The sequence below is a fragment of the Mannheimia haemolytica genome (assembly GCA_900638155.1).
Lineage (GTDB): Bacteria > Pseudomonadota > Gammaproteobacteria > Enterobacterales > Pasteurellaceae > Mannheimia > Mannheimia glucosida.
On the sequence record LR134495.1, the window covers coordinates 916183 to 931675 of the forward strand.

Here is a 15493-nt window from a genome sequence, read left to right on the forward strand (position 1 = left end):
TTTGTAAGAAGTGCAATATTTCCATAAAAAAATAATTGTTATTTTATGATTGAGTGTATTTTGAAAAGGGAAATAAAAAATCTACATCTGAATCAGAACGGTTATTCTGTTTTGTCAGATGTAGATTTTATTTAAAAAGAAAATCAAAAAGAGAAGTGAATTATTTAGCTAACGCTTTACGTTGAGCTTCAACTAGCTGGCTAATGCCTTGCTTCGCTAAATCTAGCAATGTCAGTAATTCTTCGTGCGAGAACGGTTCGCCTTCTGCCGTGCCTTGTACTTCCACTAAACGACCATCTTCGACCATCACCACGTTCATATCAGTTTCAGCGTTGGAATCTTCCACATATTCTAAGTCACACACGGCTTCGCCTGCTACAATGCCGACAGAAATTGCCGCTACCAAGCCTTTCATTGGGTTAGTTTTTAGTACGCCATCAGCCACTAATTTATTCATTGCATCGTACAACGCTACGCACGCACCGGTAATTGAGGCGGTACGAGTGCCGCCATCGGCTTGAATAACATCACAATCTACGGTAACAGTACGCTCGCCTAAGGCTTTTAAATCCACCACTGCACGCAGAGAACGGGCAATCAAGCGTTGGATTTCCATTGTGCGTCCGCCTTGTTTACCTTTTGCCGCTTCACGCTGAGTGCGAGAGTGAGTGGCTCGTGGCAGCATACCATATTCCGCTGTGACCCAACCTTGCTGCTGACCTTTTAAAAAGCGTGGCACACTTTCTTCCACCGTTGCGTTACATAACACTTTGGTTTCGCCAAACTCAATTAATACCGAGCCTTCGGCATAGCGAGTGTAATTACGGGTAATTTTAATTTCTCTAACTTGGTTGTTTGCTCGATTATTTGGACGCATTTTCTTTTCCCTTTACTAAAATTTTTACCATTTTAGCAAAGAACACAGTAAAATGTGATTTTTCTTTTATTCAGTGTTTACTCTCTCCCCTTGTGGGAGAGAGACCGCTTGTTGAAGCATTTAGCGAAACAAGCAGAGAGAGGGAAACAAGCGGCTGGTTTTATGGAAGTTTTTGCAAATTCCCCCTCTCCCTGATTTTTCTTCTGAACGAAGAAAAATCCGTCCCTCTCCCACAAAGGGGAGAGGGTGTAACAATATGAGGAATACCAATGATTTATAGTATGACAGCATTTGCCCATTTAGAAATGAAAAAAGAGTGGGGCAATGCAGTGTGGGAAATTCGCTCGGTAAATCAACGCTTTTTAGAAACATATTTTCGTTTGCCGGAGCAGTTTCGCAATCTTGAAATGAGCTTGCGTGAGCGTTTACGTTCTGCACTAACACGAGGCAAGGTAGAGTGTAGCTTACGCATTGATTTAAGCAAAACCCAAAACAGTGAAATTGCATTAAACAAGGAATATGCCACGCAGGTAGTGCAATCACTAAAATGGTTAAAAGAAACCGCAAATGAAGGCGAGATCAACCTTGTTGATGTGCTACGTTTCCCGGGCGTGGTGGATAATGAAAGCCAAGATTTAGACCAAATTGCTCAAGATTTATTAGCCGGCTTTGAACAAATTCTGGCAGATTTTATCGCAATGCGAGCCAGAGAGGGCGAGAACGTGCAAGCCCTGATCTTACAACGTTTAGAAGCAATTTCAGTTGAGGCTGCAAAGGTACAAGCCCAAATGCCGGAAATTCTGCAATGGCAGAAAGATCGTTTACAACAACGGTTCGATGAACTGAATTTACAGCTTGAACCACAACGCTTAGAACAAGAAATGGTGTTACTTGCCCAACGTGTTGATGTGGCGGAGGAATTAGACCGCTTGCAATTACACGTTAAAGAAACCACTAATATCCTGAAAAAAGGCGGTGCGGTTGGGCGTAAACTGGATTTTATGATGCAAGAACTAAACCGTGAATCCAACACACTCGCCTCAAAATCGATTAATGCGGATGTGACTAATTCGGCGGTAGAGCTGAAAGTGTTGATCGAACAGATGCGTGAACAAATTCAGAATTTAGAATAGGACAGATTATGGCAATGAATTTCAAGCAAGTGAGCCAGAGCTACCCAAATCTCTGCGTGCCGCTTTCTCAGTATCGTTTAATTGAAATCGCAGGGGTAGATGCTGAGAAATATCTTCAAGGGCAATTAACCTGCGACGTGGTAAAAATTGCGGTGGGCGAACATACGCTAACCAGTCATTGTGATCCGAAAGGCAAAATGAGTGCGTTATTCCGCTTGTATCGTGCAGAAAATGAGAAATTTATCGCGGTAATTCACCGCAGTTTATTGCCGGAAGCCCTAACGCAACTCAAAAAATATGCGGTGTTTTCAAAAGTGATCTTTACGGAGTTAGACACCCCAATTTATGGAGTGGCAGGCGAACAGGAATTTGCAAAATTGAGCGAAAATACCACCGCTTTACGTTTAACCACAGGACAGCCTCGAGCCATTGTTTGGGGAGAAGTGCTTGAAACGACTGCCGATGAACAGCTCTGGACATTAATGGACATTCAAGGCGGGATTCCTGTTCTCTTGCAACAAAACCAGTTTGAGCTGATTCCACAGGCAACTAATTTACAGGCACTTGAATCTGCGATTTCATTCACCAAAGGTTGCTACATTGGGCAAGAAACGGTGGCGAGAGCGAAATATCGTGGAGCGAATAAACGTGCTTTATTTACCCTTGCCGGTAATTTTGACGGTGAAGTTAGCTTACCGGAAGTTACTTCTGCAATTGAAATGCAACTGGGCGAAAATTGGCGGGCAACCGGCACTGTGCTGGCGAGTGCCACTGACGAAAACACCCTGTGGGTGCAAGTAGTGTTGAATAAAGATATCGAACCTGAAACGAAGTTCAGAGCCAATGGCGTAGCGTTGGAAATGGTCGAGTTGCCTTATAGTTTGGCAGAAAATGAGTAAAAAGAACGGTCATCAGAGTATGACCGTTTTTTATATCTGATCAGGGTGATGAATCATTACAAAACGTTCCCACAACTGCTCTTCGGTTTCGATATTATCAGGATCTTTGATAATGCAGTTGGTAATCGGGCAAACTTTCTGGCAAGTCGGCTTTTCATAATGCCCGACACATTCGGTACATAACACCGGATCGATGATATAAATATCATCGCCCACCGAAATCGCCTCGTTCGGGCATTCCGGCAAGCACATATCACAGTTGGTACATTTGTGGGTAATTAATAAAGCCATAGTTTGTATTGAGAAAATAAAAATTAAACAAGCGGTCGATTTTGCAAAAAATTTGCAAATCTTACCGCTTGTCACTAAATGTTGCCTATTATAAAGCAAAATAATTTGAACTACTTCACATTTTTGCAATTTGCTTGTTTATCCGGTTAAGAAAATTTTTTATGATTTCATCGAAACGTTTCGATGGAGTATTTTCCAGCGTGATGGAGCGAAAATAAAGGAGTTAGTATGAAAAAAACGCTAAATCTGAATGCACAACTTTCACACAGCATTGCGACACTCGGGCATACCGATAGTTTGACCGTTTGCGATGCCGGTTTGCCGATTCCAAATGCAATAGAGCGTATCGACTTGGCTTTAACCGCCGGTGTGCCGAGCTTTTTGCAAACATTTGATGTGGTCGTCAGTGAGCTGTTTGTTGAACGAGTGCTACTTGCTGAAGAAATTAAACAGAAAAATCCGCAAGTGCTAGCGGCTCTTTTGGAGCGTTTAACCCAATTAGAACAAACCCAACAAAATAAAATTCAAATTGATTATGTGAACCACGAAATCTTTAAAGAGCAGACACATTACAGTAAAGCAGTTGTGCGTTCGGGCGAATGTTCGCCGTATGCCAATATTATTTTATATTCGGGTGTACCGTTTTAAGGTGGAATGATGGAAACCTTATTAAAAATGAGCGGGATAGATAAAGCCTTTCCCGGTGTGAAAGCCTTGAGCAATGCGTGCTTGTCTGTTTATGGTGGGCGAGTAATGGCATTAATGGGCGAAAATGGGGCAGGTAAATCCACCTTGATGAAAGTATTGACGGGGATTTATAGCAAAGATGCCGGCTCTATTACTTATTTAAGCAAAGAAGTGACTTTTAAAGGCCCGAAAGATTCACAAGAAGCCGGTATTAGCATTATTCACCAAGAGCTGAATTTAGTCGGTAATTTAACCATTGCTGAAAATATTTTTTTGGGCCGTGAGTTCAAAACCGCTTGGGGGGCTATTGATTGGAAAAAAATGTACGCTGAGGCAGATAAACTGCTTGCCCGACTTGGGGTAAAACACAGTAGCCATCAGCTTTGTGCGGAGTTATCCATTGGCGAGCAGCAAATGGTGGAAATTGCGAAAGCTCTAAGTTTTGAGTCTAAAGTCATTATTATGGACGAACCGACCGATGCTTTAACCGATACAGAAACAGCATCGTTGTTTAAAGTTATTCGAGAGTTAAAAGCGGAAAATCGAGGCATTGTTTATATTTCCCATCGTTTAAAAGAGATTTTTGAAATTTGTGATGATGTGACGGTGCTAAGAGACGGGCAATTTATCGGGGAGCGAGTGATTGCCGATATTGATGAAGATCAGTTAATTGAAATGATGGTTGGTCGCCGTTTGGAAGAACAATATCCGCATTTACACCAAGAGCGTGGCGAGTTATTACTTGAAGTGAAGAATTTAAGTGGAAGTGGGGTGAATAATGTGTCATTCCAATTACACAAAGGTGAAATCGTGGGTATTTCCGGCTTAATGGGGGCAGGGCGTACTGAATTAATGAAGGTGCTTTATGGTGCATTGCCAAAAACAGCCGGCTCGATTGAACTAAATGGAAAAGCGATTTCCAACCATTGTCCGCAAGATGGGTTGAATAACGGCATTGTGTATATTTCAGAAGATCGTAAAGGCGATGGTCTGATTTTGGGAATGTCGGTAAAAGAAAATATGTCTTTGACCTCTCTCGATCATTTCTCCAAAGCCGGCAGTATTCGCCACGATGCAGAAAAATTGGCGGTCGATGATTTTATTGAGATGTTTAACATCAAGACCCCAAGTCGGGAGCAACAAATTGGGCTGCTTTCCGGTGGTAATCAGCAAAAAGTGGCGATTGCCAAAGGTTTGATGACCCGCCCGAATGTGCTGATTTTAGACGAGCCGACACGGGGTGTGGATGTAGGGGCGAAAAAAGAGATCTATCAATTAATTAATGAATTTAAAAAAGATGGGCTGAGTATTTTGATGGTTTCGTCCGATATGCCGGAAGTGTTGGGAATGAGCGACCGCATTTTAGTGATGCACGAAGGGCAAATCAGTGCTGAATTTTCACGAACAGAGGCGACACAAGAAAAGCTACTGGCAGCAGCTATCGGCAAAAGTACAGGATTAAATTAAGGTGTGTTTATGACGACTCAAACAAAGCAGCTTCAACTTGGCAGATTTTTAATCGATCAACGTTCTTTTGTAGCGTTATTTATTTTAATTGTCATTGTTTCAATGATTAACCCTGATTTTTTCAGCGTGGATAATATTTTAAATATTCTACGCCAAACCTCGGTGAATGCGATTATTGCGGTCGGAATGACCTTTGTGATTTTAATTGCAGGCATTGATTTATCGGTCGGTTCGGTTTTAGCGTTAACCGGTGCGGTTGCGGCTACGTTAGTCGGCTCTGAATTGCCTATTTTCTTGGTGATTCCGCTGGTTTTATTATTAGGGACGGCATTTGGTGGCATTAGTGGAGCAATTGTTGCCAAAGGTAAAGTGCAGGCATTTATTGCGACTTTGGTCACAATGACCTTATTGCGTGGGATTACGATGGTTTATACCGATGGCAGACCGATTAGCACCGGCTTTTCTGATCAAGCAGATGCCTTTGCATTTATTGGTACAGGCTATTTGTTTGGTATTCCTGTGCCGATTTGGATTATGGCGGTAGTGTTTGCTGTGGCTTGGTATATTTTAAAACACACCCCGATTGGGCGTTACATTTACGCTTTAGGTGGCAACGAATCGGCAACCCAGCTTTCAGGCATCAATGTGAATAAAATTAAGATCTTCGTATTTGCCGTGAGTGGTTTTTTATCTGCTCTTGCCGGTTTAATTGTGACTTCACGTCTCTCTTCTGCTCAGCCAACGGCAGGTGTGTCCTATGAGTTAGATGCGATTGCAGCGGTAGTTGTTGGCGGAACCAGCCTAATGGGCGGTAAAGGGCGTGTAATGGGAACGCTTGTCGGGGCATTAATTATCGGTTTCTTAAACAATGCCCTTAATTTATTGGATATTTCTTCATATTATCAGATGATTGCTAAAGCGTTGGTTATTTTAGCAGCGGTATTAGCTGATAATTATCTAGGCACTAAAAAAGTTTAATCTATCTTCAAAGGAGATTTCTATGAAAAAATTAACCACTATTGCATCAGCGGTTATGTTAAGTTTATCGGTTGCGGCCACTGCTTCGGCAAAAGAGACTATCGCTCTTGCAGTATCGACTTTAGATAACCCATTCTTTGTGAGCCTTAAAGACGGTGCACAGAAAAAAGCAGATGAATTAGGCTACAAATTAGTGGTGCTTGATTCCCAAAATGACCCGGCTAAAGAGCTTTCCAATGTGGAAGACTTAACCGTACGTGGGGCAAAAGTGTTATTGATTAACCCAACCGATTCGGAAGCGGTCGGAAATGCGGTGGCTATTGCAAATCGCAACAAAATTCCGGTTATTACCCTTGACCGTGGTGCAGCAAAAGGCGAGGTGGTTAGCCATATCGCTTCTGATAACGTTGCCGGCGGTAAAATGGCGGGAGATTTCATTGCTCAGAAATTAGGTACAGGGGCGAAAGTGATTCAATTAGAAGGCATTGCCGGCACTTCCGCTGCGCGTGAGCGTGGTGAAGGTTTCAAACAAGCGATTGAAGCACACAAATTCAATGTATTAGCCAGCCAACCTGCTGATTTTGACCGTACTAAAGGCTTAAATGTGACCGAAAACTTACTCTCAAGCAAAGGAGATGTACAAGCGATTTTCGCACAAAATGATGAAATGGCATTAGGAGCTTTGCGTGCAGTGAGTTCAGCGAAGAAAGAGGTTGTAATTGTGGGCTTTGATGGCACAGATGATGGCGTAAAAGCCGTTGAAAGTGGTAAACTTGCCGCAACGATTGCTCAACAACCTGAACTAATCGGCTCATTAGGTGTGGAAACCGCCGATAAGGTGCTAAAAGGCGAAAAAGTGGAAGCAAAAATTCCGGTTGATTTAAAAGTCATTTCAAAATAATTTTTTGTAGCCCTAAGGGGCTGAATTATATAACCCGGTGTGGCTTTGCCGTGCCGGGGTTATGAGGAGTGAATATGAAAAAACTCACCGTTCTTGGCAGTATTAACGCTGATCATGTGATTTCTGTTCCCTATTTTGCCAAACCGGGTGAAACGCTTACCGGGCATAGCTACCACATTGCCTATGGTGGCAAAGGGGCAAATCAGGCGGTGGCTGCGGCACGTTTGGGGGCAAAGGTTTCTTTCATCGGTTGTATTGGCAGCGATGACATCGGCAAAGCAATGAAATCAGCCTTTGAGCAAGATGGCATTGATACTCGCTCGATTAAAAAGATTCCGAATGAAATGACCGGTATTGCAATGATTCAAGTGGCGGAATCGGGCGAGAATAGCATTGTGATTTCAGCCGGAGCGAACGGGCATTTAGATGAAACGGTTGTGGCAGAGTGTGAAGCCGAAATCACACAGGCAGATTATTTGCTAATGCAGTTAGAAACACCGTTGCCGGCAATTGTGCAAGCAGCGAAATTGGCTAAGCAAAACGGCACGAAAGTGATATTAAACCCGGCACCCGCCCAAGCATTACCCGATGAACTGTTAAATTTGCTTGATATGATTACCCCAAATGAAACGGAAGCGGAAATATTAACCGGCGTGAAAGTTGTTGATGAAGCCAGTGCGATTCAAGCGGCACAAGTATTTCACCAAAAGGGCATCGAAAAAGTGTTGATTACACTTGGCTCAAAAGGGGTATTTGTGAGTGAAAACGGTGTAGGCAAAATCGTTGCCGGCTTCCGTGTTCAAGCAGTAGATACCACTGCCGCAGGTGATACTTTTAACGGGGTGTTAGTGACTGCAATGTTAGAAGATAAACCGCTGGATCAAGCCATTCGTTTTGCTCACGCAGCGGCGGCGATTAGTGTGACTCGCAAAGGGGCTCAACCTTCTATTCCAACCCGTCAAGAAACATTGGATTTTTTAAGCCAGCAAGCGGTGAGTTTTTAGGAAAATTTTGCAAATGGCAACAATGAAGGATATTGCACGGCTTGCACAGGTTTCTACCTCGACCGTGTCTCACGTTATCAACAATAGCCGATTTGTCAGTGAGGAAATTCGGGAAAAAGTGCAGAGGGTGGTGAAAGAACTGAATTACACGCCTTCTGCATTGGCTCGTAGCCTCAAAGTGAATGAAACCAAAACCATCGGAATGCTGGTAACGGCAACCGGCAACCCGTTTTTTGCAGAAGTAATGGCAGGGGTGGAACAATATTGCCAACAACACCAATATAATCTGATTATTGCCACCACCAATGGTGACACCGAACGTTTGCAACACCATTTGCAAATGTTGATGCAACGAAAAGTAGATGGCTTGTTATTGATGTGTGGAGATACCACATTGAACGCCGATGAGAGTTTGAATATCCCTCTGCCGTTGGTGGTATTAGACTGGTGGTTTACCGAACTTAACGCAGATAAAATCTTTGAAAATTCCGTATCCGGTGGCTATCTTGCCACAAAAACCTTAATTGAAGCAGGGCATTCTAAGATTGCGATTATTACTGGAAACCTAAAAAAATCATTGGCAAAAAATCGTTTAGAAGGCTACAAAAAAGCACTTGCCGAGGCGAATATTCCACTCAATCCAAACTGGGTGATCGAAAGCCATTTTGATTTTGCCGGCGGGGTTAATGGAATGAATGCTTTGCTTGCCCAAAGCGAAAAGCCGACAGCGGTATTTGCCTGTAGCGACACCATTGCTCTAGGGGCTTACCAAGCAATCTGGCAACAAGGTTTACGAATACCGCAAGATATTTCGATTATCGGCTATGACGATATTGAACTGGCAAAATACCTTTCCCCACCGCTGAGTACCATTAGCCAGCCCAAAGCGGAACTCGGGCGGCTTGCGGTGGAAACTTTGCTAAAACGAATTCGTTTTAAATCCACTGATTTTCAAACCATAATGCTTGAACCTGAATTAGTTTTAAGGCATTCAATCCAAACAATAAACAAAAACGCTGAATAATGTGAAGTTATTCAGCGTTTTTTATCCGATTTCAATTAGCCTTTTTGCTGTTCCAAATAAAGCACGGTGGCGGCAACTCGGGAATGTACGTTTAATTTCCGTAGTAAATTGCGGATATGTACTTTTACAGTTTCTTCGGAAATAAAGAGCTGGGCTGCAATTTGTTTGTTTGACATACCGGTTGCGATCCATTGTAAAACATCGAGTTCACGATCGGTTAAGCAACTTAAAGGATCATTTTCCGGTTGGCGGTTGAGTAAATGTTGGCGAACGGTTTCGCTTAGCACCACTTCACCAGCGGCAGCTCTTCGGATATTATCCAGCAGTTCCGGGGTGTCGGTGTCTTTTAATAAGTAGCCGTCCACACCGGCATCCATTAATGCAAACACATCGGATTGTTCATCTGAAACTGTCAAGACAATGATTCTGGCATCTATACCTTGGGCACGCAATGAGCGTAAAGTATCTAGCCCTGAAAGCCCTTTCATATTTAAATCCAGAATAATCACATCCGGCTCAAGCCGTAATGCAAGTTTGATACCGTCGGTGCCGTTGCTTGCTTCACCCACTACACTAAATTGGTGATCTAATTCCAATAATTGGCGCATTCCCTGACGCATTAATGGGTGGTCGTCAATGAGTAAAATTTGAGTTGGAGCTGTCATTTATTTCTCCTTTCCTTTCTCTTAATCGGTTAATTTTGCAATTATTAATTCAAAATAGCAAGTTTAGGGATTTACTAAATGCCGCTTTTTTGATCTTAGCTAATTTTTAACTAAAAAAGAAATTGCAAAACTTTGCAAGAAAAAGACCGCTTGTTCGGCTATAATTACAGACAATTTTTATTTCAAGTGTGAAAAGAATGACAAATCAAACAACCTATTTTGCCACGGCAGCCCGTGGTTTTGAGGAAATGCTAAAAACCGAACTGGAGCAGATTTGTGCGGCAGAATGTAAAGTTGCTCAAGGCGGTGTGCATTTTACCACCACCCAAAAAGGAGCTTATCAGGCATTATTACACAGCCGTTTAGCCTCTCGGATCTTACTGCCGCTCATCAGCACCAAAATTTTTAGTGATAGCGATTTATATGCTTCCATCGTGTCATTTAACTGGGCGGATTTATTCGATCCCCGTGATACCTTTTACATTGATTTCAGCGGCACTAACCGAGAAATCCGCAACACCCAATTTGGGGCAATGCGAGTGAAAGACGGCATTGTGGATTACTTTGAACGCAAAGGTTTTGCCCGCCCAACAGTAGATAAAGATAATCCGGATGTTCGTATTCATGTTTATTTGGATCGTGAAAATGTTGTGGTTTCGCTTGATTTAAGTGGAGATGCCTTACATATTCGGGGCTATCGGGAAGAAACCGGTAAAGCTCCGTTGCGTGAAACATTGGCGGCAGCCATTATTTTGCGTTCCGGCTGGAAAGTCGGCACGCCATTGGTTGATCCGATGTGTGGTTCAGGCACGTTACTGATTGAAGCAGCACAAATGGCAGCGAATATTGCCCCTCAACTTCACCGTAAACATTGGGGCTTTAATGCGTGGAAAGGGCATCAACAAGCGATGTGGAAAGCCGTGTTAGATGAGGCATTCCGAAATGTTGAATTGGGTGCGGTAGGGGAGAATTGCAATTCGTCCCTACAAAAAATGTTCTTCGGTTTTGATCTCGATCATCGTGTGCTGACTAAAGCAAAGCAAAATGCGAAAAATGCAGGGGTAGATCATCTCATTCAATGGCAACAAGGTGATGTGGCTGCGTTAAAAAATCCGATTCCGGAAAAAATCGGCACGGTGGTGTGTAACCCCCCTTATGGTGAACGTTTAGGCACAACGCCGGCGTTAATTGCTCTTTATTCGGTGTTCGGGCAACGCCTAAAACAGCAATTTGCCGGTTGGAATGCCTCAATTTTTAGCGGCGAGCCTGAATTGTTAAATTGCCTGCGTTTACGTTCAGCCCGTCAATTCAAAGCGAAAAACGGTCCGTTGGATTGTGTGCAGAAAAATTACTCCATCAGCGAGCATAACAAGCGGTCAGATTTAGATGAAAATTTACAATTTGAACAGAATGCTCAAGTCGCTCCGGATTTTGCAAATCGCTTAACCAAAAATATCAAAAAGATCGAAAAATGGGCGAAACAACAAGGCATTGATGCCTACCGTTTATACGATGCCGATCTGCCTGAATATAATTTAGCGGTGGACAGATATGGCGACCACATTGTTGTGCAGGAATACCAAGCCCCGAAAAATATTGATGAGCAAAAAGCCCGCCAACGCTTGTTAGATGCAGTCTCTGCTACGCTTTATGTGACAGGTGTTGAAACTAATAAATTAGTGTTGAAAGTTCGCCAAAAACAAAAAGGCACGAATCAGTACGAAAAACTTGCCAATAAAGGCGAGTATTTCTATGTGAACGAGTATGGGGCGAAACTGTGGGTGAATTTAACCGATTACTTGGATACGGGTTTGTTCCTAGACCATCGCTTAACCCGTAAAATGGTGGGCGAAATGGCAAAAGGCAAAACATTCCTGAATCTGTTTGCCTACACGGGTTCAGCTACGGTTCACGCTGCTCTTAATGGGGCAAAATCGACCACTACAGTGGATATGTCGAACACCTATTTGAACTGGGCGGAGCAAAATTTAGAGCTGAATAATTTATCACTTCGCCATCATCGTTTGTTCCAAGCCGATTGCTTGCAATGGCTGGCAGAATGCCGTGAGCGATTTGAGCTGATTTTTGTCGATCCGCCGACTTTCTCCAACTCAAAACGAATGGAAAACAGTTGGGACGTGCAACGAGACCATATTGAGTTAATGAAACAGCTTAAACGTATTTTAACTGCTGATGGCACTATTGTGTTCTCGAACAATAAGCGTGGCTTTAAAATGGACTTTGACGGCTTAGCAGCATTAGGTTTAACGGCGGAAAATATTTCGCATAAAACCTTACCGCTGGATTTTGAACGCAATCCGCAAATCCATAATTGTTGGATTGTGAAGAATTTATAAGGCTCAAACTATGTTAGATATTGTTTTATACGAACCTGAAATTCCGCAAAACAGCGGAAATATTATCCGCCTTTGTGCCAACTGTGGCTTTCGTTTGCATATGATTGAACCGTTTGGCTTTGGTTGGGACGATAAAAAGCTCCGCCGTTCGGGGCTGGATTATCACGAATTTGTGGATATTCAAAAATATAAAAATTTTGAAGATTTCCTTGAGCGTGCTAAGCCTAAACGCTTGTTCGCCTTAACCACCAGAGGGGAGCAGAACCACAGTGATGTGAAATATGAACTTGGCGATTTTTTAATGTTCGGGCCGGAAAGCAGAGGCATTCCAAAGCCATTATTAGCGGAAATGCCGATGTCGCAAAAAATCCGCATTCCGATGTGCAAAGACAGCCGTAGTATGAATTTATCCAACTCAGTGGCGGTAGTGGTGTATGAAGCGTGGCGACAATTCGGCTACCAAAATTCGGTGGCGGCTCAGTCGATTTAAGATACAAGCGGTGTGATTTTGGTTATTTTTTGTAAAAATGGCATAGTATAGATCAAACGCATTTTTCCGTCAGTAGAAGGAATTTTCAACCTGTGACAATTTGTCACGGGTTTATTTATTTCGACCTTAGCTGTTATTTCTGATGCCCAAAACTCATTTTTAGGAATTGACTTTTTAATCTATAAATTTTCTGTGATCAGGATCACAAAAACGGCAGAAAAAATAGAAATTGAAGTTGTATTTCATTAAAATAATAAAAAATGAAGTGATTTATTCAGAATTTATGTTTAAGGAGATACTATGCGTTTAATTCCGTTAGAAACTGATCACGATGTAAGCGTTTGGGCAGCTCGTTATATTGTTGATCGTATCAATGCATTCCAACCAACCAAAGAAAAACCTTTCGTGCTTGGTTTACCAACCGGCGGTACACCTGAAAAAACGTATAAAGAATTAATTAAATTATACCAAGCCGGTGAAGTGAGCTTTAAAAATGTGGTCACTTTCAATATGGACGAATACGTCGGCTTACCTAAGGAACACCCTGAAAGCTACCACAGTTTTATGTTCAAGCACTTTTTTGATCACGTTGATATTCCGATCGAGAATATCAATATTCTCAACGGTATGGCGGAAGATGTGAATGCCGAATGCGAACGTTATGAAGAAAAAATCCGTTCTTATGGCAAAATCCACCTGTTTATGGGCGGTGTGGGCGTGGACGGGCATATTGCGTTTAATGAACCGGCTTCTTCGCTTTCTTCTCGCACCCGAATTAAAACGCTTACTGAAGATACTCGCATTGCAAACTCACGTTTCTTTGACAATGACGTAAGCCAAGTGCCGAAATTTGCTTTAACCGTTGGGGTTGGTACATTGCTTGATGCCGAAGAAGTGATGATCTTAGTCACCGGCCATAACAAAGCACTAGCGTTACAAGCGTGTGTGGAAGGTTCGGTAAATCATCTGTGGACAATCAGTTGCTTGCAATTACACCGCCGTGGCATTGTGGTGTGCGATGAACCGGCAACCCAAGAGCTGAAAGTTAAAACAGTTAAGTATTTCAAAGAGTTAGAGAAAAACGTTGCTCGCTAATTCTGATTTTACAAGCGGTTAATTTTGTAATATTTTTTACAAAAACGACCGCTTGTTAGCATTTAAAGGAAGAGAAAATGAACCATTATGCCTTAACAAACTGTGTGATTTACACCGGTGAACAAGTGCTTTACCAACACGCATTAGTGGTGAAAGAAGATAAAATCGACTCCATTCTTTTGGAAGAAAATTTACCGCCAGATCTGCAAAAAATTGACCTAAAAGGGGCTAATCTTTCAGCCGGTTTTATTGATTTGCAACTAAACGGTTGTGGTGGTGTGATGTTTAATGAAGAAATCACCACTCGTACCTTGGAAATTATGCAGGAAACCAATCTGCGTTCAGGCACAACTAGCTATTTGCCGACCTTTATTACCTCGCCTGATGAGGGTATGAAACAAGCAGTGGCGGTAATGCGTGAATATTTGTCGAAACACAAAAACCAAGCCTTGGGCTTGCATTTGGAAGGTCCTTATTTAAGCGTGGCGAAGAAAGGGGTACACCGCCCGGAGTTTATCCGTGAAATCAGCCCTGAAATGTTAGATTTCTTATGCGATAACGGCGATGTGATCACAAAAATCACAATTGCGGCTGAAAACCCGACCGCAGATCACATCAAACGCTTTAATGATGCAGGCATTATTGTGTCTATCGGACATTCCAACGCGACTTTTGCCCAAACCAAACAGCGAATTGCTGAAGGGGCAGCGTTTGCCACGCATTTACACAATGCGATGTCACCGGTCAGCAACGGGCGTGAAGGCGGTGTAGTGGGAGCTGTGTTGGATAGCGATATTTACACCGGCATTATTTGCGATGGCTTGCACGTAGAATGGGGCAACATTCGCATTGCCAAAAAAGCGAAAGGCGATAAATTAGTGATTGTCAGCGATGCCGTTGCTGCCGCAGGAAGTGATATTGAGTCGTTTATTTTTGTCGGTAAAAAAGTCACGGTGAAAGATGGCAAATGCTACGATGAGTTCGGAGCATTGGGCGGTGCGGCAATCACGATGATCGAATCCATTCGTAACGTAGTGCAACATTGCGATATTAGCCTGAATGAAGCAATCCGAATGAGTACCCTTTATCCGGCAAAAGCGATTGGGGTAGAGGAAACACTCGGCTCACTTGAAGCCGGCAAAATTGCCAACCTTGCGATTTTCGATAATCAATTTGAAGTAAAAGCGACTGCTGCAAACGGGCAATTACAGTGGCATTAATTTTGCTACAAATTCTAAGCATAACAGCATATAATCCAAAGGCAGGCATTGTGTCTGCCTTTTATTTATAGGGAGAATAACATGCAATTTAAAGATTACCTAGCGACGTTTCCGGCTATCGAGCATCTTGCTGGTTTAAATGTAGTGAATAGCGGTGAAGTGATTCAACATATTCCGGCGATTGAAGGTAAATTAGGTTCACTAAAACTTTACAATGCACTATTTTCGAAATTTGATGGGAAATTAACCGCTAGTGCAGCAAAACAAGGGTTGGAATGGTTTGCTGAACACGTTGAAGATGCGAAAAATAATGTGGGTAAGCACCCGAATATTGATCTATTATTTAGAGTAATTGAGCAAGATTTATCTTTAAGTTTAGAGCCGATTGTTAAATAAGATTGCACT

Annotated in this window: 16 protein-coding genes; 13 read left to right on the forward strand and 3 right to left on the reverse strand. The window is 42.6% G+C overall.

Annotated features, from left to right (window positions below):
• Positions 1-160: 160 nt before the first annotated feature.
• The gene (rph, locus tag EL242_RS04725) at positions 161-877 is read right to left on the reverse strand and encodes a ribonuclease PH (protein ID WP_126301699.1); all 717 of its coding nucleotides are present in this window, start codon (positions 875-877) and stop codon (positions 161-163) included.
• A gap of 269 nt (positions 878-1146) precedes the next feature.
• Between rph and EL242_RS04730 the strand changes: the two genes are divergently transcribed.
• On the forward strand, positions 1147-2010 hold the full coding sequence (locus EL242_RS04730; RefSeq protein ID WP_126301700.1) for a YicC/YloC family endoribonuclease: 864 nt from the start codon (positions 1147-1149) through the stop codon (positions 2008-2010).
• An 8-nt stretch (positions 2011-2018) separates the two neighbouring features.
• Positions 2019-2909 (forward strand): folate-binding protein, encoded by an 891-nt coding sequence (locus EL242_RS04735; RefSeq protein ID WP_126301701.1) that lies wholly within the window; start codon positions 2019-2021, stop codon positions 2907-2909.
• 30 nt (positions 2910-2939) lie between these two features.
• On the opposite strand, the gene EL242_RS04740 is transcribed toward EL242_RS04735, so the two are convergent.
• Positions 2940-3200: a YfhL family 4Fe-4S dicluster ferredoxin gene (locus tag EL242_RS04740; RefSeq protein ID WP_006249318.1), complete on the reverse strand. Its 261-nt coding sequence runs from the start codon at positions 3198-3200 to the stop codon at positions 2940-2942.
• A gap of 228 nt (positions 3201-3428) precedes the next feature.
• Here EL242_RS04740 and rbsD point away from each other — a divergent pair, with 228 nt between their 5' ends.
• The 6 genes from rbsD to EL242_RS04770 all read left to right on the forward strand — a co-directional run bounded on the left by rbsD (position 3429) and on the right by EL242_RS04770 (position 9261).
• Complete coding sequence (rbsD, locus tag EL242_RS04745) at positions 3429-3848, forward strand: D-ribose pyranase (RefSeq protein ID WP_126301702.1); 420 nt, start codon at positions 3429-3431, stop codon at positions 3846-3848.
• Between the two features lie 9 nt (positions 3849-3857).
• A complete protein-coding gene (gene rbsA / locus EL242_RS04750) occupies positions 3858-5354 on the forward strand; it encodes a ribose ABC transporter ATP-binding protein RbsA (RefSeq protein WP_126301703.1) in 1497 nt (498 codons plus the stop codon).
• 9 nt (positions 5355-5363) lie between these two features.
• On the forward strand, positions 5364-6332 hold the full coding sequence (gene rbsC, locus EL242_RS04755; RefSeq protein ID WP_126301704.1) for a ribose ABC transporter permease: 969 nt from the start codon (positions 5364-5366) through the stop codon (positions 6330-6332).
• A 22-nt stretch (positions 6333-6354) separates the two neighbouring features.
• Positions 6355-7233, forward strand: coding sequence for a ribose ABC transporter substrate-binding protein RbsB (gene rbsB, locus EL242_RS04760; RefSeq protein WP_126301705.1), 879 nt, complete (start codon positions 6355-6357; stop codon positions 7231-7233).
• 74 nt (positions 7234-7307) lie between these two features.
• Positions 7308-8237, forward strand: a complete 930-nt coding sequence (rbsK, locus tag EL242_RS04765; protein WP_126301706.1) for a ribokinase — start codon at positions 7308-7310, stop codon at positions 8235-8237.
• 13 nt (positions 8238-8250) lie between these two features.
• Positions 8251-9261 carry a substrate-binding domain-containing protein gene (locus EL242_RS04770; RefSeq protein WP_126301707.1) on the forward strand — a complete coding sequence of 337 codons (1011 nt, stop codon included), beginning with the start codon at positions 8251-8253 and terminating at the stop codon, positions 9259-9261.
• Positions 9262-9296: 35 nt separating this feature from the next.
• Here EL242_RS04770 and EL242_RS04775 read toward each other — a convergent pair whose 3' ends face one another.
• Complete coding sequence (locus EL242_RS04775) at positions 9297-9926, reverse strand: response regulator (RefSeq protein ID WP_126301708.1); 630 nt, start codon at positions 9924-9926, stop codon at positions 9297-9299.
• 197 nt (positions 9927-10123) lie between these two features.
• Between EL242_RS04775 and rlmKL the strand changes: the two genes are divergently transcribed.
• From rlmKL to EL242_RS04800, 5 genes are all read left to right on the forward strand, one after another.
• Entirely contained in the window at positions 10124-12283 is a 2160-nt protein-coding gene (gene rlmKL, locus EL242_RS04780; RefSeq protein ID WP_126301709.1) for a bifunctional 23S rRNA (guanine(2069)-N(7))-methyltransferase RlmK/23S rRNA (guanine(2445)-N(2))-methyltransferase RlmL, read from the forward strand.
• Positions 12284-12293: 10 nt separating this feature from the next.
• Positions 12294-12773, forward strand: coding sequence for a tRNA (uridine(34)/cytosine(34)/5-carboxymethylaminomethyluridine(34)-2'-O)-methyltransferase TrmL (gene trmL / locus EL242_RS04785; RefSeq protein WP_126301710.1), 480 nt, complete (start codon positions 12294-12296; stop codon positions 12771-12773).
• A gap of 300 nt (positions 12774-13073) precedes the next feature.
• Positions 13074-13868: a glucosamine-6-phosphate deaminase gene (nagB, locus tag EL242_RS04790; RefSeq protein ID WP_126301711.1), complete on the forward strand. Its 795-nt coding sequence runs from the start codon at positions 13074-13076 to the stop codon at positions 13866-13868.
• Positions 13869-13945: 77 nt separating this feature from the next.
• Positions 13946-15088 (forward strand): N-acetylglucosamine-6-phosphate deacetylase, encoded by a 1143-nt coding sequence (gene nagA / locus EL242_RS04795; protein ID WP_126301712.1) that lies wholly within the window; start codon positions 13946-13948, stop codon positions 15086-15088.
• Positions 15089-15169: 81 nt separating this feature from the next.
• Positions 15170-15484 (forward strand): DUF2322 family protein, encoded by a 315-nt coding sequence (locus EL242_RS04800; RefSeq protein ID WP_126301713.1) that lies wholly within the window; start codon positions 15170-15172, stop codon positions 15482-15484.
• Positions 15485-15493 lie beyond the last annotated feature (9 nt).